Here is a 22,379-nt window from a genome sequence, read left to right as displayed (position 1 = left end):
TTTCAGTTTTTTCAACTTTATAACCACACAAAAAATAGGAATTTATAACCACACAAAAAATAGGAAAGCACCACTTCTAAAGAAGTTTAAAACCTTCTTGTGGTGCTTTCCTATTCTATCTGCTTTTTATTCTTCTGGCACAACTGACGGGTCTATTAAGCTCCAGAAAGCAAATTTTGGTTGATAATCTTTGTCAAACAAAAGTGGAAAATCACCTTGAAGCCATGAATAGTCATCTTTGAGTCCCCAGAACGAAACACTTGTTACTACATTTTTGTATTTTTTGAACACATCAAAAAGATCTTTTAACTTTCTTGCCTGCTGAATCAAAAGATATCTTTTTGTTTCTTCATCTATGTCTTCACCATATTCTTTTGCCACACTTATATCAATTTCTGTGACATGTATCTTAATACCAGGAATGCTGCTAAAAAGTTTTATAGTTTTTTCTACCTCTTCAACGCTTGGCCAGCTTACAGAAATATGACACTGAAGACCAACACCATGAATGGGTATTCCTTTTTCTCTTAGACTCTTTATTAGCTTGTAAATATATTCTCTCTTTACTGGATTTTCTGTGCTGTAGTCATTGTAAAAAAGCTGAGCGTTAGGGTCTGCCTGATGAGCGTATATGAACGCTTTTTCGATATACTCTGGACCCAATACATTAAACCAGTCACTTCTTCTAAATCCATCTGGCTCATTCTCATCAATAGCTTCATTTACCACATCCCATGCATATATTCTCCCCTTGTATCTTGAAACAACTGTCTGGATATACTTTTTTAGCCTCTCTAAAAGTATCTTTTTGTCTTTTTCACTATTCGTCAGCTTTTTCCCTGTCTGAGGGTTTTCAAAAAACCAGTTTGGGGTTTGCTGATGCCACACAAGTGTGTGACCACGAATAGCTATATTATTCTTTCTGCAGAAATTAAGATACTCATCAGCAATTGAAAAGTTGAAATTGTCCTCTATTGGTTCAAGTGCTTCTGGCTTCATCTCATTCTCTGCTGTAATGCTGTTAAAATGTCTCTTTATGAAAGCAACATCAACTGGATTTGTCAAAGCCCTGTATGGTACAGCAACACCAATTTTAAAGTAGTTTTTGTATTTCTCTCTCAAAGAAGGTAAATCTAAATCAGGTACAGCTGAATACCATCCATCATCTGAAATTGTAAAGTTGTCGATATAGTAATAGGAAATATCTGAGAGGGGTCTTATGAAAATCACAAAGTCTTTTATCTTTGAATCCAAAGAGGGCGTATAACTTGCAAATACTTCTGTCCACTTATTCTTTGGAATGGTTACCCTCCCAAGCACAATCTCTCTCATATTCTTTCCACTTTCCAGAAACCTTATACCAACTGCAAAATTTAAACTCTTTAGAATGGATTGATGCATATAAAAAGATATTGAATAACTTTTCCCCTTTTCAAATGTTCCTTTTACAGGCAAGATAACTGTTGTGTTTTGTCTTTTAACTGTTTGCTGAACTTTTATGCTATATGTACCTTGGTAAGCTTTTTCTTTTGAAATGGATAATTTACATTTTTTATCTTGAGAGATAAATCCTGCTATACTTTTATCTTCAAAGTTTTCAAATTTTATTAGATGAGATTTGTCAGCAACTTTGAGTGTAAAAAGGTCAACGTAAAAATTTGTGGTTGAGGTTGGCACATATACCTTTAGCCAAACTTTTTTTATCCCTTTTTGCTCAGTCAAATTTAAATTTGCATCAAGTTTTTTCCAACTTTTTGGAATAATAATTTTTTCACACAGCAGTTTGTTTTCTTTTCCGCTTTTTGTCTCAATTTCGCTACTCACAACAAAACGCTGCATTTTGCTTGACTTGTGATAAACATATAGAGTAATTTTATATTCATTTGCATAATCTATAAGATTGGTTACATCAAGCAAAATTCCATCATCTATTTGCTTTCGGCCACTTGCAAGAAGTGAAAAGGTCCCTTCTGCTGCTGTTGTATTGTCAATCCTTAAACTCATAGATTTTCCTGACGCTTTAAATGGTGCTATAAACCTATTTTCAAAATTATACTCCACAAAACTCTTTTTTGTTTCTCCAATGACTCTACTAGTTTTAGTAGTTTCTATACCAATTAAGGTTACAATCAAAAATAAAATTACTAAAATCAATACTGAAAACCTTTTCAACCTTTTATAAAGACAAACACTCACTTAGTACCTCCTCCTCATGCATATTCTGGAAAAGAAAGCATGTCGGAAATCACCATAGCTATACATCCCAGCACCACAGCTCTGTCTTTCAGTTTTGAAACCTCTATCTTAAGATTATAAAACTGGGCGATAAAGGATCTCTGGTTAATTACTTCCCTCAATTTTTCTAAAAACAACTCTCCAAAAAATGATGCCTTATTACCTATAATTACCATTTCAGGATTAAAAATATTTACAAGATTTGCCACGCCTATCCCCATCTTTTCAGCAACCTCAAGTATAGCCATTCTGCAAACTCTGCTTCCTTCTTTTGCTGCTTGTATTATCCGAGAAGGAGTGATTTCATCTACATTTTCCCAGCTTATATACCTATCCTCTACTCCTTGTTTTACAAGCTTTTTTATAACACTCAAAAGTGCCCTCTCGGATGCAAAGTTCTCAAGACAGCCAATATTGCCGCAGCTGCAAACATCGTCCTGAAAGTTGATAGTGGTATGTCCAACTTCACCTGCAAATCCTGCAGCACCTCTGAAAAGTTTGTTGTCGATAATAATTCCTGCACCAAGCCCAATTCCAACACTCAAATAAATCAAATCACTAACTTTTCCCCACTCACCAAACCACTTTTCGCCCAGTGCGCCTGCATTTGCTTCATTGTCAATATAAACAGGGAGGTTGAACTTTTGCTGAACAATTGACCTCAAAGGGACATTTTGCCATTTCAAATTGGGAGCAAGAAGGACAGTTCCAGACTCTTTTTCTATAATACCTGGAACACCAATTCCAATACCTAAAATCCCTTTTGGAGTTTGTGGCGCCTTTTTTACTGATTTTTCAATCAGGTCAAAAAGAAGCCTTAAAAGTTTTTCCTTATCCTCACCTATTTTCATGTTGGCATATTCTTCAAAAATAACTTCTCCCACAAAGTTTGAGAGAATAATATGAATATAGTCAACACCTAAGTCAATTCCGATGATTGAACCTACATCTTTGTTTACCTGTAAAAGGACAGGTCTTCTTCCGCCTTTGGACTTACCGTATCCTTTTTCTACTACATACCCTTCTTTTATGAGCTCATCGGTGAGGTTTGAGACTGTTGCTTTATTTAAATCTACAAGTTTCGATATCTTTGTACGAGATATTATCTTGTTGTCCAAAATTGTTTTCAAAACCAAAAGCTTGTTTATTTGCTTTAGTAGCGTGTGGTTACCCATCCTGTCATTTTCCTTTGCTAATTAAGCTTTGCAAATTATTATACAACAAAAATAGGTTGCGGGAAAACAGTTTTTGACGCTAAAACAACTTCTTATCCTTTTACTGCACCTGCCATCATACCTTTTATAATTTTGTCCTGACCCAAAATATACGCAATCAACATTGGCAAAAGCGATAATGTTAAGAATGCCATGATAGCTGGTATGTCTGAACCATACCTCGCCTGAAAATCCCAAATGCCAAGTGGGAGTGTCCTTTTATCTGGCGAACTTGTTAATACTAAAGCAAAAACAAACTCATTCCAAAGGTATGTCCCATTGTATATGCCAACTGTAATTAAAGCAGGTCTCGAAAGAGGAAGAAGGATATCAGAATACAATCTAAACATGGAACATCCATCTATTTTAGCTGCTTCTTCAAGCTCAATAGGAATCTCTCGCATAAACTCTGTCAGGATAAATATTGACATAGGCAAACTTAATGCTACATACGGCCCAATTAATGCAAATATAGTATCATATAACTTAATTTTATTAGTAAGAACATAAATTGGGATTAAAGTAACATGAATAGGAATTGCCATTCCTGCAATTATAAGAGAATACAATATATTATTCAGAGAAAATTTCATTCTCGCAAATACATACGCTGCCATTGAAGATATAATAAGTATTAAAATTACTGAAATTGAAACTGCAATAACACTATTTTTGAGGTAGTTAAAAAAACTACCATGAATTACAGTTGAATAGTTTCCAACAGTAGGCTGTTTTGGTATTTGCCATGTGTTACCTTCAAGTAGCTCTGATTGTGTTTTTATAGACGTAAAAAACATAAACAAAAATGGCACATCTGCAACTAATGTCCATATAGCTAAAAATATGAAATACCATTTTTTAATTTCTTTTGCAAAACCCATTATAGTATTGTACCTCCTTTTGGCGCAAACTTAAAATTTAAGCTTCTTTTTTCTTTGTCGCAAAATATGCTAAAATTCCTGCTGTTGTAATTATTATGAACATTGCCGAAGCAATTGTGCTGCCATATCCCATCTTAAATGAGGCAAAAGCGTTTTTATACATATAAGTTGCCATGAGTTCTGTTGCGTTTGACGGTCCGCCCTCTGTCATAACATAAATCAAATCAAAATATTTAAGAGAACCAATCAAGGATAAAATACAAGCAGTCTTTATGGACGGAGCTAAAAGAGGAAGTTCTATTTTCCAAAAATACTGACCTTGTGTTGCCCCGTCTATTCTTGCTGCTTCGTAAAGTTCATGAGGAATGTTAGAAATTGCAGCTATAAAGAATATCATATAAAAAGGTATATATTGCCAACATATAACAGCAACAACAGAGTAGAAAGCTACATTTGGATCACCCAGCCAATCTTGATTTAAAAAGTCAAGGTGTAAAAAGTTAAGTATTCCAGCTAAAAGCCCAAATGATGGATCATATATATATTTAAATAGTACACCAATCGCCACTGATGACATTAACATCGGAAGATAAAACAGTGACTTAAATGCATCAAACTTTTTGCCACCTCTATCAAGCATTACTGCTATCAATATTGCAATTGGCATTTCAATTATTATAGAAAAAAATATAAATTTAATATTATTACCAAATGCGTGCCAAAATATCGAGTCATGTATAAGATCAATCCAGTTTTTAAAACCAAGATATAATTTTTGAGGAGAAACACCGTCCCATTCGTACATACTGAGGTCAAAAGACATAATTATTGGCCAAATTATATAAACTCCAATAAGAATTAAAGCAGGAGCCAAAAACAATAAAATGCCTAAATTTTGCATTAGTTTTGATGCCTTATCTCTCTGCAACTTTAACTTCACTCCCCAAAATTAAGTTTTAATTTAAACAGTTTTATAGAAAATTGAATTGGTATTAGCCATGGAGATTTACTTTCCATGGCTAATACCAATTTTCTTTATCAGTATAAAATATTTAATTCTTACTTCTTGAAATATTCCTTAGCAGCTTTCTCCATTTTTTCTGCAGCAGCTTTTGGTGTAATTGTCAAGCCAAAGAGAGATTGCACAATATCCTTATGAGTCTCTGCAAGTTGTGGTGGAAGGTATTGATCCCACCAAAGCTGAATACTCTTTGCTTTTGCAACTATGTTGTAAACCTTTTGAAGCATTGGATCAGAAAACTTTAATCCTTTTACAGGAGGAATTTGTCCATAGTTAATTCTCTCTTTTACAGCCTGATCATCAATCAAGTATTGAATCATATTGAATGCTTCTTTTGGATACTTACATGTAGTTGTCACAGCATAGTAGTTTGAAGACGCCATCCCAACTAAACTTGTTGGATCTCCTTTCCCACCCTTAATCGATGGGAATGGGAAGAAATCAAGATTCTTTTCATAAAATTCTTTCTTTTCAGCCTTTACTATAGGTATCTGCCAAGTTCCCATTAATTCCATTGCAGCTTTACCAGAGTATAAAAGCATTCTTGATTGTCCCGTATCCCAGTCAAGTCCATTAAATCCTTTTGGGAATGCCCCCATTTTGACCAAATCCTGAAGCATTTGACCTGCTTTCACAAACGGTTCATCTGCAAAGCTACCACCTGTTCTCTCAGCAGCTTTTTCAAACGCTGAAGCACCACCTAATTTATTTACCAAATTCCAGTACCAGAAACAACCAGGCCATTTTGTTTTATTAGCAAGAGTTATTGGAGTTATTCCTTTTGATTTTAATACCTTTACAATATTTAGAAACTCATCATAAGTCGTTGGTACTTTCAAATTGTATTTTTTGAATATTTCCTTATTGTACCATACAAGCGCAACACCAGCGCCTTCAACTGGAACTGCCCATATCTTATTGTTATAAGTAATTGGCCCAAATGCTGCATCAACAAATCTGCTCTTATAATTTTTCTCGTTCATATAAGCTGTAATATCTTTTACCTTACCAGCCCTTACATATTCAAAGAAAGGACCGCCACCCCATGTAACAAATACATCTGGTGCCTGGTTAGAACCCATAGCAATTTTCAATTTTGTCTTGAATGAATCATTCTGTAGCGGAACTACTTCAACCTTAAAGTCTGGATGCGCTTTCAAAAATCTGTTTACTTGGTTTTGAATCATTTGCTTTCCGACAGCATCAGTTGTGATGTGCCAAAATACAATCTTCTTTGTTCCACCAGCTGAGCTGAAAGCCTTTTCAGATGGTGAAAAAACTAAAACTAAGCTCAACATAAAAACAACCAAAGTTACCAACGCTACAATTTTTCCAAGCCTCTTCACATTAAATCACTCCTTTTGGTTTATTTCTTAAACAAACTATTTATATATTTCGCTGCAAATTTTAAAACTCCTTCTTCGATTTTTTAATCTTTTGTTAATTAATATTAAATAATTTGTCATCTTTCAATATATTTTTGTTGTATTTTTATTAGCTTCTGTAATGAAATATATAACTTTATATTGTTAAATGCTAACAATTTCAAATGAGCTTTTGAAGCTGATTTTTTGGTTGAAATGTTTTATAATCTAAATTAGATATTTCAATATACACTTTTGTTGAGGAGATTTTAAAACTATGAACAAAACAATAGTAAAACTTTTTACCATTCTTGCGTTCTTGCTTGTACCTATGTATATCATAACTACTATTGTTAACAACGTTAAGATAAAAAATGAGATTAAATCTTCTTCTAATCGTCAGTATTATATAACAGCCCCAAACAAAATTTCTGATAATAGATCATACATTTCGACTTCTGTATACAGTAAGCCGTATGAAAATCAACAAATATATGGAAATATTACTATCTCTGACAATGTTTACGCTCAAAAGGTTTCAGATTCCATTTATATTGTAAGTAGTAAAAATTCAAATGGGATCACTACTCAGAAAATTTACTATAAAAATAAGGTTTCTGCATCTGAGATGAAATATTATAACCCTGTTATTAGTTTTATCAAGTCTCAAATCTTGATGTCAAATGTCTTTGAAAAAGGAATTTATGATGTGTACATTGAAAAAATTGACGTAACATCAAAGTATATAAATGCTGCTGTAATGTTTTATCCTTTAGAAAAGATTGAAAGCAATAAAAGTTCTTTAATTGACGGTGAAATGATTGTCCTTACAGTCTATGTCGATAGAAGTAAAAAACCAGAAGAATATTCGCTCTTATCTGTGATAAAAGACCACAGCCCAAACGACTTTTTTAATGTGTTTTTAAAGTCGGTTTATAAATTTACTGTGATAAAGAAAGGAGACGAGGATTAGAAAAACGCTATGAAACAAGAAGATGTTTCGCAATTTCTTTATAACGTATATAACAAGCTCTATGAATATTGGGGCCCTCAACACTGGTGGCCTGCTGAAACCAAATTTGAGATGGTCATTGGTGCAATCTTAGCTCAAAATATCTCTTGGAACTCCGTGGAAAAGGCTATTTGTAATCTAAAAAGAGCAAATATCCTGTCAATTGAAGGAATTTTCCAGACTTCTGATGAAATGTTGTCTGAATTAATCAAACCTGCAGGTTATTATAACCAAAAAGCCAAAAGGTTGAAGGAATTTTGCAACTTTTTAAAAAGAGAATTTAACTCTGACTTAGAAAAATTGTTTGCTCTTGATATCTCAAGTTTGAGACAGGTTCTACTTTCTCAAAAAGGTATAGGATTTGAAACAGCTGATAGCATAATTTTGTATGGTGCTGAAAAACCCATCTTTGTGGTAGACAGTTATACAAAAAGACTTTTTTATAGACTGGGGTTAATAGAAAGTGAAAAAATATCATACAATGATTTACAAGCAATTGTCATGACTAACCTAACTCCACAAACCCAGCTTTATAACGAGTTTCATGCACTTATTGTAAAGCATTGCAAAGAAATTTGTAAAAGCAAAAAGCCAATTTGTAACAAATGCTGTTTAAAATTAATTTGTAATTATTATAATGAAGAGTAATTAAATAGAAGGCTGTTCAATAATGAGTTTTAACAGCCTTCTTGAGACTATAAATAATTTTGTGTAAAGTATAATGACCTCCTTCTTGGTAAGAATCAGAATATAAACAAAAATATCCAAGAAGGAGGTTTTTTGTTATGGAGAATGTTTTAACAAAAGAGCAGCTCTTAGAGTTTATAAGAAAAAATAATATTCAGAGCGTAAGTGATATTTACGAAAGTTTAAAAGACCTGTTCAAAGATGTACTTCAAAGCTTTTTAGAAGCAGAAATTGAAGAAACTCTGGGTTATGAAAAATATGATATTAAAAACAAACAAACTACTAACTCTCGAAACGGATATACTCAGAAAACCGTAAAAACAAAATTTGGAGAGATGGAAATTGATATTCCAAGAGACAGAGAAGGTGAATTTGAACCTAAGATAATTCCTAAGTATAAAAGAGATATCTCTGAAATTGAAGATAAAATAATAGCTTTATATTCCAGAGGGATGACAACAAGAGATATTCATGAACAAATAAAAGATATCTATGGTATTGAAGTGTCTGCTGAGATGGTAAGCAAAATTACAGAAAAAATAGTACCATAGAATAAGAGAATGGCAAAATAGACCATTGGAAAAGATATATCCGTTTATTTTCATGGACGCGATCCATTACAAGATAAAAGATGAGGGTAAAATTGTGAATAAAGCTACCTATGTTGTTTTAGGGATTAACATTGAGGGATATAAGGATGTTTTAGGAATATGGATAGGAGAAAGTGAAAGTTCTAAATTCTGGCAAGGTCGATTGAATGATTTAAAGACAAGAGGAGTAGAAGAAGTCCTGCTGTTTTGTGTTGATGGTCTTACTGGTTTGAAAGAAGCAATAGAAGCAGTGTTTCCAAAGAGTGATATTCAAAGATGTATAATCCACCAGTTGAGAAATTCATTTAAGTATGTTTCGTATAAACACATAAAAGAATTTTCAAAAGATTTCAAGAGAGTATACCAGGCAACAAATGAAGAAGAGGCATTTGAGAATTTTTGTCAAATAAAAGAGAAATGGGGGAAACAATATCCTTATGCATTTAGAAGCTGGGAAAGCAACTGGGAAATGCTGACCTCGTTTTTTAAGTTTCCCCCAGAGATTAGAAGAATAAATTTATACAACAAACATTATAGAAGGTGTTCACAGACAGTTTAGGAAAGTTACAAAGTCAAAATCAGTGTTTCCAAATGATATAGCTTTAGAAAAGATGCTTTATCTTGCGACTAAAAATGTTGTAAGAAAGTGGACGCAAAGATACAGAAACTGGGATATGATATTAAACCAGCTTTTAATAATGTATCCTGAGCGGTTGAGAGAATATATAAAGTAGAAGCAATCATTTGTTCGCGTTTTTTTAACTGCTTCTATAGAAGCAGTTAAAAAAACAAATAAAAAAAAAGATAATATAACCCAGTATTAAATTTTCTCCATGAAGTTAAAAATTTATGCATAAAAAATATTGAAATGGAAATACTAAAAATAGAAAGTTGGCAATAAAATTTTGAATGATTACTTACCAAGAAGGACGGCTTATCTTAAATACACAAAATTATTTACACACCCAACTGTTTAAATTTTCTTTTAAATACACGTGGAATAATTTGTAATCCTATATAGTAACATTAATGGTATAATTATTTATTCAACAACTTACTTTAATATAATAGCATTTAATGCACTCCGAATATCTATCAAAACAGTGTTCTTAGTATTTGGAACTGAAATAGCACCACCTTCTGCTTTTATTACCCTTCCTCCATCACCTGTATCAATTACAGTTTGTTGAGGAACATTGATGACCAAATTCACCGTTGGAAGACCTTGCTTGACAGCTCCAAGGTCCGCAAATGCTTCAACTACATCATTTTTTGTCACAGCCTGATTATTTATCTGCAGAACTCTATTTGATATTTCATTACCAAATGCATCCTTTTCTACTTTTGACCAACTTCCGCGGGTATATTTATATTCAATTGTTACATTCGGTGGAAGATACATTGTTATACTATATTTTTTATCTCCGACCTTTATCAATTTGATACCTACAGGGTCCCATTTTGGAAGCTTATCAGTCTTAAAATCTCCAGCAATGTAAATATTGTCATTATCAGGAGTATAATCTGGAACTGTTACGTTAAATGTAACAGGTATTCCACCATCTACTCCTAATAGGAATTTCTTTACTGTAAGAGTAAATATTTTTTGTCCATCTGCTGAAATAGCACCAAATCTTGCTCTTGCTCTCAACTCAACCTGAAGGTCACCTTGTGTTGGCCTTGTAACCACAACTGTACTACCATTTATTGTTAATACAGATGAATTACTGCTCTCCCAGTCAATATTAAATGTCAGTGGATAACTATTTCCCTCGTACACCACATTGTAAACATATGATGTAACAACTGCGAAGTTAGAAGTTATGTTTTGAACTGTATCACCTTGAGCCAAATTTAAAAATGTCTCATCTATAGAGTTGTATGTTATATAGTTAGCTGCTTCAACTATTAAGTTTTGTGGCAAGTCAACAATATTTAATGTAAACTCAACATTAGGTCCTGTTATTTCACCTATCTTGGCATTTGCAATAATTTTAATTGTCTTTCCTATCCACTCTCTTGGGATATCTATTTTGTGGATTGTGCTGTAATCGGTGAGACTAACCAACTCGCTATCATTGCTCACATCAATTATTTTGTAGTAAAGCTTGGCTGAAAGTGGATTTGCATTTGGTGTATATGGTGTCCATGTAAGATGAACTGAAGTTCCACCAATTACAGAGCCGTTATTTGCAAAATCTACTGGTTGGATATTTGTCAAATCTTTTTCTGTAAAGAGCCAGCCGTTTAGGATATCAAGGAAAAATTTTGTTTTTAGAAGATTATCATTAGATTCTTTAAATTCTTTCAGGTCAATATTATCTCCACCCTCTTTAAATTTAACAACTGAACCTTCTTTTGCACCATTCCATGCCCATGATAGGTTCCCAAAACCACCTATTATAATCTTAAATCCATATGGTATCGAAAAATCATTGTAACTATTATCATATAAATAGGTATATGTTGCATCTGGGACTCTTATAAATTGATACTTACCATCATTAGGGTTCCATTCATTATTTACTCCTACAAATTTAAAAGAATTTTGCCCTACTAAACTATCAGGCCCATTTGGAAAATGAGTGCTGTCAATTACAAGTTGAGAATTTTTGAAGAACCAAAACTTAACTGTCTGACCATCTGTAACATTAAGAGGTATGTTAGTATTATTATCTGCTACTTTTGGAGCGCCTGTACACCATATACTACCATTTATAACTGCTTTGAACTCATAAGAACCACCAGTTTTAAAAGTATACTCACCATAATAAAGTCCCGGAGTTGAGGTTTCACTCAAAACAATATTAGAGCTGTCAAAATTCCAGTTACCAGCATCCTGCCAGTTACCTACAATTTTTATGGTATCTTGTGCTCTTGCTTGCTGTGGAAAAACACTTAAGAACAACGAAAATACAAGGACAATACTTACCAGCAGAGCAAGAGACCTTTTTAATAGCATTCTCATCCTTCTCTTGACCTCCTTCTATTTATTTTGTTTTTTGGGGTGAATACCCAACCCTGCACACCTATCCATCTCACTTAGAGATTGGATGGTGCGCAAGGTGGGCAAATAATCTTGCCTTATTTATCAGCCCAGTTCAAAACTGTATCGCTGACTATCATCTTTCCTCCGCCTTCATCTTTAACTGTTAGTTTCCTATTCTCTATCTCTTCTTTATTTGCACCTTTCTCGACTGTAGTCCAGCTACCTCTTGTGTATTTATATTCGAATGTTTCACCTGCGTTAAGTTTAACAGTCACAGTATATGTCCCATCTTGCAATCTTACAAGTTCTATTGCTCCATCCTTATCTCCTGGATTCCAATCAGAAAGTCCAGCTTTCCCAAACGAACCTGCCAAATAGATAACATCATCATCTGTCCCATGTGGTACCTTTACTTTAAATGTGACTTCAATATTTCCATTACCATAAACTTTTGGAACTGTTACTGTACTTGAGCTTTCTAATGATACAGGGTCCTTACCGGTTACCTTAGTAAAACCTTGTGGAAATTCATTGCTCTTGTATGCAACAAACATAGAAATTGGTGCAACCAATGCCTTGCCAGCAACAAAGTTTGTAAGATTCTTAATTGGTGTTGTGCCAACTTCATCTCCATTTGCAACAACTACCCAGTTTCCTTCTGGCAGTGTGACCTCTTGTACTTTCTTTGTTGAGTTGTAAACAACTATAATGTCATTCCATGTATCTTTTGGATATGTGAGTCTAAAACCTAATGTTCCTTTCGGTGTTTGGATAAATGTAAGATATTTCTGTATGTCTTCTGCAGTTGTCATCCTGAAAGCTGGATGAGCTTTTCTTAATGCAATTAGCCCCTGATAGTACTTGAAAGTGTTGTACCACTTTACTTTAAGGTTCCAGTTGTACTTATTAATTTTATCGCCCGCATTGTATGAGTTATGATTCATATATTTTGTTCGGTTGAATTCAACTCCACCATGCAAGAATGGAACACCCTGTGCTGTCAAAACAATTGCATTCGCAAGTCTGCCCATTTTATCCTTGATGTAATCTGGTTCATTTGGCACACTCTTTTGAAGTTTATCCCAAAGAGTTAGGTTGTCATGTGCCGAAACATAGTTTATGCATTCATCCGGGTCTGCAGCAAAATCACCAAGACCACCTTGAATGCCTCTTTTGAGATCTTCAAGCCTAAACGAGTAATTCCCTTGCATGAATCCCTTAGATTCATTGTCAAGGTTTCCTCTTATTGCCTCTCTTATTCTGTCGTTAAAAAGTCCTATGTGAAGGCCTGCCTGATTAAATGAGCCTATTTCCATTCTAAGTGAGCTATCAAGCGGTGTTGAACCTGCAAGCCAGCCCTCTCCATAGATTACTGCTGATGGATTTATCTTTCTTACTTCTTCTTGAGCTTTTGCCATTGTAACTCTATCTATTGCTGCCATTAAGTCAAACCTGAAACCATCTATGTGATACTCTTTTGTAAGGTATGTCAAGGTATCAATTATAAACTTTCTTACCATAGGTTTTTCTGTTGCAATTTCGTTACCACAGCCTGATGCATTGGAGTAGTTCCCATCTTTGTCTTTTCTGTAGAAGTATCCTGGTACTATCTTGTCGAATATTGAGAATTTTGCATCACCTATCTGAAATGTGTGATTAAAAACAACATCCTGGATAATGCCTATGCCAGCCTTGTGCAGTGCCATGACCATTTGTTTGTACTCTTTAATCCTTACAATTGTGTTTGGATTTGTAGCATAGGAACCTTCAACGTTTTGATATAAAACTGGGTCATATCCCCAGTTATAGCCTTTGTCAGGATTTGTCTCATCTATTGAACCAAAGTCATATGTTGGAAGCAGATGTACATGGGTTATACCAAGCTCTTTCAAATGGTCAATACCTGTTTTTACTCCATTTGGTCCTTTTGCCCCTGTTTGGGTGAAGCCTAAGTATTTGCCTCTAAACTCTGGCCTTACACCACTTGAAGCATCTATTGTAAAGTCTCTTACATGCGTCTCATAAATTATCGCATCCTCTTGATTCTTTAGAGTCACAAAAGTATCTTTTTCCCAGCCGACAGGGTTTGTATCTTTTGGATCAAAGATTAAGGTTCTTTCAGAATTTGCAGATGTTGCTCTTGAATATGGATCTGGCACAACATATTTTCTGATTGTATCGTCAGTTATAGAGTTAGAAGCATGCCAAACTTCATACTGGTAGTATTTCCCTTTCAAATCTCCATTTATCTTAAGATACCATGTTCCGTTGAAAGACTGCTGCATTTCATACTCTTTATACTTGGTAGTCTTATAATCATCGTAGAGTCTTAGTATAACTCCAATTGCTGTTGGAGCCCAAAGTCTGAACGCTGAATAAGCTTTTGTATATGTGCATCCTAAATCATTGCCTTTGTAGTAGTACTTTGGATTGTCTAAAATATTTCTTGCCTGTGCAACTGTTGGTTTGAAGCTATCTTTTGACACAACATAAGGAACCTGTGGTTCTAATTCATCTTCAGTTGTGATTTTAAAAGTGTCAACCTTTGTTATCTTCTCATTACCTGTATAAAGCTCTTCAATAACCTTGTCATTTCCCATTCCATCTGGATACCACTTTGCAGATGTACCATCCCATGAGGTAAACTTGAACTTAGCACCAATTACAACACCGTCTTTGCCAAGTTCTTTTACAAGTTCATAGTAACCTTTCTCTGCATTCCATGTCATTTTCCATGCAGGAAGCGGTTTGTACTTTCCTTCGGAAGATGCTGTTCCGCCCCAGTCGTTCATTGTTCCAGAGACATATACATCTAGCTTGCCAGAGGTGTCTGTAAATTTAAAATCACCTGCACCAGGTTTTAATATAAATTTCACTTTTGTGCCACCATCAATGAGTTCATACCCAGCTTCTTCTGGTTTAAAATTCTTATTTATCTTAGGCAAAACTGGCTCAACTTTTTTGATAGGAACTTCTTCATAAAAGGCTGTAACTTTGAACCCTTGAGTCCTGTTATTTGAAAGGATATCTGCCTTCTTTGCAAGCTTTACAACGATGGTATTAAGACCATCAATAAAAGCTGTCATTTTTGGAGTTTTCTGAGGCTGAGATGTATAGATTTGCTCTTCACCTTCTATCAGCCAAACCTCTTTTGAACCGCTGATTCCTGAGATGAACCTGTCAACAGCAACATCTTTTGCTTCCCAGTTACCTTTTCTAACTATGATACCTACTTTTGTCACCTTTCCAGGAAGTTCAACTACTGCTTTTACACCAAAGTCATCTTTGGAAGTAAACTCATAAGCTTTGCCTTCTGCACCCACTGGCTCAACAGGCCATATCCACAAATTCCAGCCTTGATAGTCTTCATTGTATCTGTAGTAGTGAATGATGAGAGTTGTTTTTTCGTCTGCTCCAAGAATGGTGAGTGGGAAAACAAGAGTAGTGAAAAATATGAACGCTAGCAAAATGCTTATAAAACGTTTGCTTTTAAAATACTTTGCCATCTCTCTTACCTCCCAATAAATTTAATTATTTTTTTTTTTGAAACAACCCACCTAAACAATAATTTCGAAAATCCAAAAACCTCTTTTGTGAATGCAAAGGTTTGCTTTAACTTTGTAATGATTATATATCTTTTTATTAAAATTGTCAATATGCTGCAATTTGAATAAATTAAAGACTTGAATTTATGAAAAGTAAATAAAAAAAGGCAATCTCCACTCACTGTGAAGACTGCCGTATAGAAAAGTTGCAAAATTTATTTTACTTTCTATTCCCATTTGAAAAATATCCTGAACAAAAGCTGAGCAGCTTCTGCACGAGTTGCAAACTTTCGAGGCAGTATTTGATTTTTGCTATTTCCTTTTATTAAATCATTTGCAACCAAAATAGAAATACTATCTTGAGCATACAAAGATATATCAGATGAATCAGAAAATTTAGTTGCAAGGCTACTTTTTGTTTTTACAATTGGTTTGTTTGCAACCTCCAATGCTCTTTTAACAAGAACCATCATATCTTGCCTTGTTATATAATCTTCTGGTTTAAACTTATTCGCATAACCTTTTGCAATGCCAAGTGCTTTTGCAATTGCAACTTCACGCCAGTAGCTGCTATCTTTTTTGACATCCTCAAAGTTCGAAGAATACTGAGCATCAAGGCCAAGAGCATTTACCAGCCACTTGACAAACTCTCCACGCTTTATATACTCTTGAGGTCTAAAACTACTTTTGTCAACACCACTTATTATATTTCTTGCGGCCAGGGAAGACACAGCTTTTTCAGCCCACGAATAATTTTTTAAGTCGTCAAATTTTTTGGTAACATACCCTATTGCAAACTTGCTAAAACCATTCACATTTGCAATCACACATTTCGATGTCCTTACATATTTACTATTTGATAAAATCTCTGTTTTCCCGTCCTCTTTTATATGAAACAAAACCAAGTTTTCAATACCGCTCAGCTCTTCTATTCCAGGAGTATAAGCAATAGATATTTTTATAGAATTTGTAGGTCTTTCAACATTCACCTTTTTCAAATCTTGATAAAACCCAATTTCATATATTGGTCTTTTCCCAACTGCCGCACGAATCTCTGAAGGTATATTAGAATTTTCTACTTTTTTTATCAATATCTCTATTTGCTTGTTCTTGTCTATGTTCTTTTCCTTTAATAGGTCAGCTGGAAGTTTCAAATCTAATTCATCTGTATCAACTAAAACTTCCTGCACATCAAAAGAAGCTGTAAATACTTTCGATGGAAGCACAATATTGTACTGTACTAAAGGCTTGCTGTTTTTTAAATCCAACGTTAAAATTTTGTTTTTTGACACCTGCATCTGCAGTGCTTTTTGTACTAAAGACTCATCTAATCTAACGTCTAATCTTCCCTCTGACAGCTGATATATTTTGGGCCTAATTATCCCACTATTATCAATTGTAATTTCAGGCAAAGCAGCTTTATCAGTTTGTTTAATATCTTCCTTTTGAGATGGCTGTACACCTGCCTGTTTTTCAGCTTCTTTGAAATTAGGGATTAAAATCTCAGGAAACGAATTAGGTAAAGATGGTTGTTTCCTTACTACATTGAAAGTTTTTATATCGACAATAGAACCTTTTCCAGTAACAACTGTGTAAGTACCCTCAGGCAAGTCTGCTGGTAAAGTAAATTTGTCACTGAAGTTTTTCCCCTTCACTGTATTTATATAAAGTATGGTAGAATTTGGTCTCAACACTTTGATAACAATCTCATCAAACATCGTTTGCCCAGAAATTACAACGTCTTCACCTGGATTTTTATCAGGTATGGAATTTAAAATAACTTCCTGGGCAGAATATCCCACAGACAATAAAGAGAACAAAAACACAAAAACAAGCAATAGACTTGAAGCTATCCTTGTTCTTTTTTTCATTACTAAAATCCTCCTTTTGGGATTATAGCCTTATAAAACCTTTAAAATCTGCCCGGTAACCACTAAAAATAGTTGCCGGGCGGTTAAAACCTCATCGAAGCTCAACAGGCTCAGCAAGACTATTTGGAACAGAAAGGCTTGTGTCAAATTTGTCAAATACAAATACTTTTACCCTGTAATCAGGGCTAAGATAATCATTTACATTAAAGTATGCCTTGAAATCTTCAGCATCTATTATATCTTTTTCAATAGCAACAATTGAAACAGGAGTTGTCCCTTTAAGTAGCTCAAATACAATGGCCTCTTTCCCCTCATGCTGGATACCTTCTGATTGTTTCACTGTAACACTCGCAACAATTCCTTTATCCTTTTGCAGATTTGCATTTAAAATTTCAAATTCACTGTCAGCAACCTTGAAAAATTCAACATCGTCAAGGTTGCACCATGTACCTCCTGCATTCTCTGAATCTGAATAAAGCCCTATTGTAACACGTCCGGTCGTAACCTTAATGTTTGCAATCACCATTCTGTGCCACTCAGCGACCCATGTAGTTGGCATATTTATTCTCAATTCTTCTCCACCATAGTCTTTTACAAACAGGTAGTTAGCATTCTGACCGCCTCCTCCATTTGCAAAGGCTCTGAAAATGTATATACCATTTGGTATATTCTCAATTGTTTGATATGTGACCACCTTGTAAGGTTTGTCACTCCAGTGAGTAAGCTGCGCTGTCCCAGAATGCCCACCACTTTCAGTTTTGACTGCATTTGTATTTCCTTCGCTTATCCAATACTTTAGTCCTTCTTCAAAACTGTAATTTTTTACAAGGTTTTTGCTGTTGATAACCTTGACTTTGGCATATGCTTTTAGAGTTGTGCCTTCTACAGTACCAGTCACAGTAAATTCACCAATCGCTGAGTATTTACTCTCATCAATAGCTTCCCATGTAACATTTGCCTCAGAGGATGTATCATCATCATAAACCACCATGACAGTTGGCGGAAGCTGTGGCTTTTGCCCTACCTCTGTTGTAATATCTAATCTTTGAACACTCACTATATTCTTTTCGATATCTGGGTCCTGCCGATAGAACATAACATCGTCTATTGCACACCAAAAACCTGAATCAGCGGGAGTTAAAATAAAATTGTGTCCACTGTATAATTAGTATTGAAATAATCACCAAAGGGGGTTCACGATTATGGAGAAAAATGAAATTTTTGAGACCGCTAAAAATATGGCTATCGAACAAGTGCTAAATATGTATTGCTTCCTGTGATGATCCTACTCGCCCAGCTCTAAAACAGCTTTTAGAAAACTTGCTCGATTGCTTTATGTTATCAGAAAGAACTGTTTACCTTGCTAAAAACGAAAACGACAAAGGCAATGGCTTCTATGAAAGAAAACTTGCAACACCTGCTATGTAGTTTGAAATCTCTGTCCCTCGCAGACGCCCTTAGAATTTCCGACCTTCTATTCTCTTCTTTCCGCTACAAAAGAGTTGATAGCTTATCTACTTCCCTGCTTATGTCGCAAGTACATCAATGGTTACTCTTGAGCGTTCTCTTGTCCAAACTCTTAAAAGCATGAATTTGCCTTATTCTGAAGACGAAATCGAAAAAATCAAAAACGATCTAAAAAACGAGCTTCAACTCTTTAAACAAAGAGAACTTCCTGAAAGTACTTTTGCTCTCATCATTGACGGTTATTCAAAAGCGAAATTAAAGATAACTCAAAAGCTAAACAAGCTACTTGCTATGTTGTCCTCGGTATTGATTTAGAAGGCAAAAAAGATATCTTCGTATTCTGCCCTTTCTTCGGCAAAGAAAACAAAGCCGATTGGATGAGAGTCTTTGACGACTTAATTACAAGAGGTCTTAAAAAAGTCTTAATAGTCGTAAGCGATGATTTCCCAGGTATAATCGGTGCTGCTTGGCTCGCTTATCCCCTTGCCGACCATAAGCTTGTTCACCTTCAACGCAATGTTAGAAAACAATAGTCTTGAGATGATGCTTCTGTTTTCAACAAAGAACTTGATAAATTAAGAACTTCCTCTTCTGACTTCGATGAAGCAGTTTTAAAGTTTAAAGAACTTTGTAATCAATATTCCTCAAAATACCCCAGATTCATAAAGGGTGTTTGCGAAAAAGCAGAGTTCTATCTTGCACATATGAAGTATCCTGAAGATTTAAGAAAGCATATCTATACTTACCTGTGCAGTAGAAAGTGTTAACAGTATAATTGAAAAAATAAGAATAAACTCAGGCGGTTATTTTCAATCTGTAGAAATTTTAGAAATAAACATTTACTTACAAAGAGAAAACTTGCATCGTGGCAAGTGGAAAAACGGAATACCTATTCTTAAAAAATGCAGTTACAATATATTACAGCTCTACAATATGCGCTATTGATGTGGAAATACAAAATTCTTGACAAGTCTCGCTAAAAAAAAGCCTGTCCATCTTCCTTAGCACCTTATAAAGTGGACAGGCAACAAGTTTTTTTAGTGTTTATTTTGCTTTGTAAAAGCAGCGTTTTGGTGACTCTATCAGCCCTTCACTTTTTAGTTCCTTGATAACTTTTTCAACCTCTTTTTTGTCAAGCCCTGTCTTTTGAACAATATCCTGAGTTTTCATCGGCTCTGGAGAACTCTTCAAAGCCTCTAACACCATCTCTTTTGCGCTCATAAAATCCATCTCCCTTCCAACATTAATTTCTTACAATATCTTCTGCTTTCAATAATTTTTTATACCACCATTTTTCTTCTTTATAACAGCATCTTCACCTTAAAGTGATATAATTATATATGTAAACTCTGCAAAAGAAGGAGATGATGAGCATGAAAAGCTTATTATCTTCTTCATACATTTTGATGTTTGATGAGTATTATTCTTTTCAGCCAAGACTTAAAGAGATGTGCATTTGCATTGACCTCAAAGACCTTTCTTCAACTAAATACATGTGCTCAAAAAAGGTGCTTGACTCAATCTCAGAAAAGATAAAAAAAGTTGAAAATTCCTTGTTCTTTCTTGGTGCTGGCGAATATCATCACTTTACATATATGCTGTTAAAAAAATTTGATAAAACCCTTTCTTTAATAGTCATAGACAAACACGTTGACTATTCAGATACATACCAAGGATTTATAACATGCGGTTCATGGTTAAAAGATGCAGCAGGATTAAATCAAATTGTCGAAATCTTTGTTCTCTCAGAGGAGAAAAAAAATGTGCACAACAGTAAAATCAAAATTTTTTCACCACTTGAATATAAAAAGATAAAACCTCACCTACCGGTTTATATAAGCATCGACAAAGACATCTTGACAAAGTCCTCAATAAACACAACTTGGGACCAGGGACACTGCCAGCCAAAAACCTTAATTGAAATAGTTTTGCATTTTACGTCATCTTTTGAAATAGTTGGAGCAGATATTTGTGGTGAACCACCCGCACATTTTTTCTTACCCGAACACAAAAAAAGCGAGAACATAAATATACAACTTCTTTCTTTGTTCACAGCAAAATCTCAAAGTATTGTTGCATGAAAAAAGCTGGAAGGAAACTCTTCCAGCTTTCATTTGAGAATATCAGCTTTATTCGCTGAACATATATTTGTTCAAAATCATCTCAAGAAGCTCTTGCTTGCCAGATTTATTTTCTATCTTGTCAAGAGACAGAGCATATTCCTCTAACATCTTGAAGTTTGCTTCACCGCTTACAATCTTAGCACCGATTCCTTCTTTGTAGCTCTTGTATCTCTCATCTATAAATTTATCAAATACGCCATCTTTAACAAGCTTATACGCAATCTTGAAGCCTTTAGCAAAAGCATCCATGCCAGCAATGTGACCAATGACCAAGTCTTCAAGCTCAAAAGAACCTCTTCTTACCTTTGCGTCAAAGTTAAGTCCACCTTTGTCAAAACCACCAGCTTTAATAACCTCATACATAGCAAGTGTAGTAAGTCTTACATCTGTTGGGAACTGATCTGTATCCCAGCCCAAAAGCAAATCGCCCATGTTAGCGTCAATTGAACCAAGCATGTTGTTTATTCGCGCAAATCTCAACTCATGGTGGAAATCATGTCCTGCTAAGGTTGCATGGTTTACCTCTATGTTGAGCTTGAAGTATTTGTCAAGATCATACTTTTTCAAAAATCCATAAACATGAGCCGAATCAAAATCGTACTGATGCTTAGTTGGCTCTTTTGGTTTTGGTTCTATTAAAAACTGTCCGTCAAAACCTATTTCCTTTGCATACTCAACCGCCATATGCAAAAATCTTGCAAGGTTATCAAGTTCCAATCCCATATCTGTATTTAGAAGTGTCTCATAACCTTCCCTTCCGCCCCAGAACACATAGTTTTCGCCGCCAAGCTCTTTTGTAACCTCTAACGCCTTTTTCACTTGCGCTGCTGCATATGCAAAAACATCGGCATTGCAGGATGTTGCAGCACCATGAACATATCGCGGATGTGAAAATAGGTTTGCTGTTCCCCATAATACTTTTGTCTTGCTGGTTTTCAAATACTCTTTTATTAAAGAAACAATCTCATCCAAATTCTTATTTGACTCTTTTAAATTTTCCCCTTCAGGTGCAATATCTCTGTCATGGAAGCAGAAAAATGGTACATCTAACAGTTCAAAAAATTCAAATGCTGCCTCAACCCTTGCTTTTGCGTTGTCCATTCGGTTTGAAAACTTATCCCAAGGACGAACAATTGTAGGTTGTCCAAACGGATCGCTTCCTGTTGCACAGAATGTGTGCCAGTAAGCAATAGCAAAACGAAGGTGGTCTTTCAAAGGCTTGCCGTCAATGATTTCGTCAGGATTGTAGTACTTGAAAGCAAATGGGTTGTCCGACTGTGGTCCTTCATATTTTACTTCTGGAATGTCTTTGAAGTACTTCATTTTATAACTCACTCTCCTTCTATAATAAATCAGTTTTTTAACTAAACCTTATTTTTT

14 protein-coding genes and 2 pseudogenes are annotated in these 22,379 nt (G+C 34.8%); 5 read left to right on the top strand and 11 right to left on the bottom strand.

All coding sequences use genetic code 11. The features are described 5' to 3' along the window. Positions 1-126 precede the first annotated feature (126 nt). From ATHE_RS03080 to ATHE_RS03060, 5 genes are all read right to left on the bottom strand, one after another. Positions 127-2,196 carry an endo-1,4-beta-xylanase gene (locus tag ATHE_RS03080; protein WP_015907195.1) on the bottom strand — a complete coding sequence of 690 codons (2,070 nt, stop codon included), beginning with the start codon at positions 2,194-2,196 and terminating at the stop codon, positions 127-129. A gap of 14 nt (positions 2,197-2,210) precedes the next feature. After that, the gene (locus ATHE_RS03075; protein ID WP_015907194.1) at positions 2,211-3,410 is read right to left on the bottom strand and encodes an ROK family transcriptional regulator; all 1,200 of its coding nucleotides are present in this window, start codon (positions 3,408-3,410) and stop codon (positions 2,211-2,213) included. Between the two features lie 92 nt (positions 3,411-3,502). After that, complete coding sequence (locus ATHE_RS03070; protein WP_015907193.1) at positions 3,503-4,330, bottom strand: carbohydrate ABC transporter permease; 828 nt, start codon at positions 4,328-4,330, stop codon at positions 3,503-3,505. A gap of 37 nt (positions 4,331-4,367) precedes the next feature. Beyond that, a complete protein-coding gene (locus ATHE_RS03065; protein ID WP_015907192.1) occupies positions 4,368-5,258 on the bottom strand; it encodes a carbohydrate ABC transporter permease in 891 nt (296 codons plus the stop codon). 131 nt (positions 5,259-5,389) lie between these two features. After that, complete coding sequence (locus tag ATHE_RS03060; RefSeq protein WP_015907191.1) at positions 5,390-6,697, bottom strand: extracellular solute-binding protein; 1,308 nt, start codon at positions 6,695-6,697, stop codon at positions 5,390-5,392. A gap of 295 nt (positions 6,698-6,992) precedes the next feature. On the opposite strand from ATHE_RS03060, the gene ATHE_RS03055 reads away from it, so the two are divergent. From ATHE_RS03055 to ATHE_RS14230, 3 genes and pseudogenes are all read left to right on the top strand, one after another. Then, positions 6,993-7,688, top strand: a complete 696-nt coding sequence (locus ATHE_RS03055) for a hypothetical protein (protein WP_015907190.1) — start codon at positions 6,993-6,995, stop codon at positions 7,686-7,688. Between the two features lie 9 nt (positions 7,689-7,697). Next, positions 7,698-8,375 carry an endonuclease III domain-containing protein gene (locus ATHE_RS03050; RefSeq protein WP_015907189.1) on the top strand — a complete coding sequence of 226 codons (678 nt, stop codon included), beginning with the start codon at positions 7,698-7,700 and terminating at the stop codon, positions 8,373-8,375. Between the two features lie 137 nt (positions 8,376-8,512). Next, positions 8,513-9,738 (top strand): annotated as a pseudogene (locus ATHE_RS14230) (IS256-like element ISCbe6 family transposase). A gap of 320 nt (positions 9,739-10,058) precedes the next feature. Here the strand turns inward: ATHE_RS14230 and ATHE_RS03035 are convergent. The 4 genes from ATHE_RS03035 to ATHE_RS03015 form a co-directional block, all read right to left on the bottom strand. Then, a complete protein-coding gene (locus ATHE_RS03035; RefSeq protein ID WP_015907188.1) occupies positions 10,059-11,972 on the bottom strand; it encodes a carbohydrate-binding module family 20 domain-containing protein in 1,914 nt (637 codons plus the stop codon). Positions 11,973-12,088: 116 nt separating this feature from the next. Then, on the bottom strand, positions 12,089-15,499 hold the full coding sequence (gene pulA / locus ATHE_RS03030; protein ID WP_015907187.1) for a type I pullulanase: 3,411 nt from the start codon (positions 15,497-15,499) through the stop codon (positions 12,089-12,091). Positions 15,500-15,765: 266 nt separating this feature from the next. After that, positions 15,766-17,409 carry an S-layer homology domain-containing protein gene (locus ATHE_RS03020; RefSeq protein ID WP_015907186.1) on the bottom strand — a complete coding sequence of 548 codons (1,644 nt, stop codon included), beginning with the start codon at positions 17,407-17,409 and terminating at the stop codon, positions 15,766-15,768. Positions 17,410-17,500: 91 nt separating this feature from the next. Then, entirely contained in the window at positions 17,501-18,505 is a 1,005-nt protein-coding gene (locus ATHE_RS03015) for an Ig-like domain-containing protein (RefSeq protein WP_015907185.1), read from the bottom strand. Positions 18,506-18,611: 106 nt separating this feature from the next. Here ATHE_RS03015 and ATHE_RS03010 point away from each other — a divergent pair. Further along, positions 18,612-19,843, top strand: a pseudogene (locus tag ATHE_RS03010) (IS256 family transposase). A 77-nt stretch (positions 19,844-19,920) separates the two neighbouring features. Here the strand turns inward: ATHE_RS03010 and ATHE_RS03005 are convergent. Next, on the bottom strand, positions 19,921-20,097 hold the full coding sequence (locus ATHE_RS03005; protein WP_015907184.1) for a helix-turn-helix domain-containing protein: 177 nt from the start codon (positions 20,095-20,097) through the stop codon (positions 19,921-19,923). Between the two features lie 152 nt (positions 20,098-20,249). Here ATHE_RS03005 and ATHE_RS03000 point away from each other — a divergent pair, with 152 nt between their 5' ends. After that, on the top strand, positions 20,250-20,957 hold the full coding sequence (locus ATHE_RS03000) for an arginase family protein (RefSeq protein ID WP_015907183.1): 708 nt from the start codon (positions 20,250-20,252) through the stop codon (positions 20,955-20,957). Between the two features lie 48 nt (positions 20,958-21,005). On the opposite strand, the gene xylA is transcribed toward ATHE_RS03000, so the two are convergent. Further along, positions 21,006-22,322 carry a xylose isomerase gene (gene xylA / locus ATHE_RS02995; protein ID WP_015907182.1) on the bottom strand — a complete coding sequence of 439 codons (1,317 nt, stop codon included), beginning with the start codon at positions 22,320-22,322 and terminating at the stop codon, positions 21,006-21,008. Between the last annotated feature and the right edge of the window lie 57 nt (positions 22,323-22,379).

Source organism: Caldicellulosiruptor bescii DSM 6725 (assembly GCF_000022325.1).
Classification (GTDB): domain Bacteria; phylum Bacillota; class Thermoanaerobacteria; order Caldicellulosiruptorales; family Caldicellulosiruptoraceae; genus Caldicellulosiruptor; species Caldicellulosiruptor bescii.
Note: the sequence above shows the minus strand (reverse complement) of the source record. Positions and strands in the feature narration are given on the sequence as shown.

Bases quoted from the DNA above. Each gene is read 5' to 3' on its own strand.
- ATHE_RS03055 (WP_015907190.1), top strand. From the start codon at position 6,993: ATGAACAAAACAATAGTAAAACTTTTTACCATTCTTGCGTTCTTGCTT.
- ATHE_RS03000 (WP_015907183.1), top strand. From the start codon at position 20,250: ATGAAAAGCTTATTATCTTCTTCATACATTTTGATGTTTGATGAGTAT.
- ATHE_RS03070 (WP_015907193.1), bottom strand. From the start codon at position 4,330: ATGGGTTTTGCAAAAGAAATTAAAAAATGGTATTTCATATTTTTAGCT.
- ATHE_RS03075 (WP_015907194.1), bottom strand. From the start codon at position 3,410: ATGGGTAACCACACGCTACTAAAGCAAATAAACAAGCTTTTGGTTTTG.
- pulA (WP_015907187.1), bottom strand. From the start codon at position 15,499: ATGGCAAAGTATTTTAAAAGCAAACGTTTTATAAGCATTTTGCTAGCG.
- ATHE_RS03015 (WP_015907185.1), bottom strand. From the start codon at position 18,505: ATGTTCTATCGGCAGGACCCAGATATCGAAAAGAATATAGTGAGTGTT.
- ATHE_RS03050 (WP_015907189.1), top strand. From the start codon at position 7,698: ATGAAACAAGAAGATGTTTCGCAATTTCTTTATAACGTATATAACAAG.
- xylA (WP_015907182.1), bottom strand. From the start codon at position 22,322: ATGAAGTACTTCAAAGACATTCCAGAAGTAAAATATGAAGGACCACAG.
- ATHE_RS03035 (WP_015907188.1), bottom strand. From the start codon at position 11,972: ATGAGAATGCTATTAAAAAGGTCTCTTGCTCTGCTGGTAAGTATTGTC.
- ATHE_RS03005 (WP_015907184.1), bottom strand. From the start codon at position 20,097: ATGAGCGCAAAAGAGATGGTGTTAGAGGCTTTGAAGAGTTCTCCAGAG.
- ATHE_RS03020 (WP_015907186.1), bottom strand. From the start codon at position 17,409: ATGAAAAAAAGAACAAGGATAGCTTCAAGTCTATTGCTTGTTTTTGTG.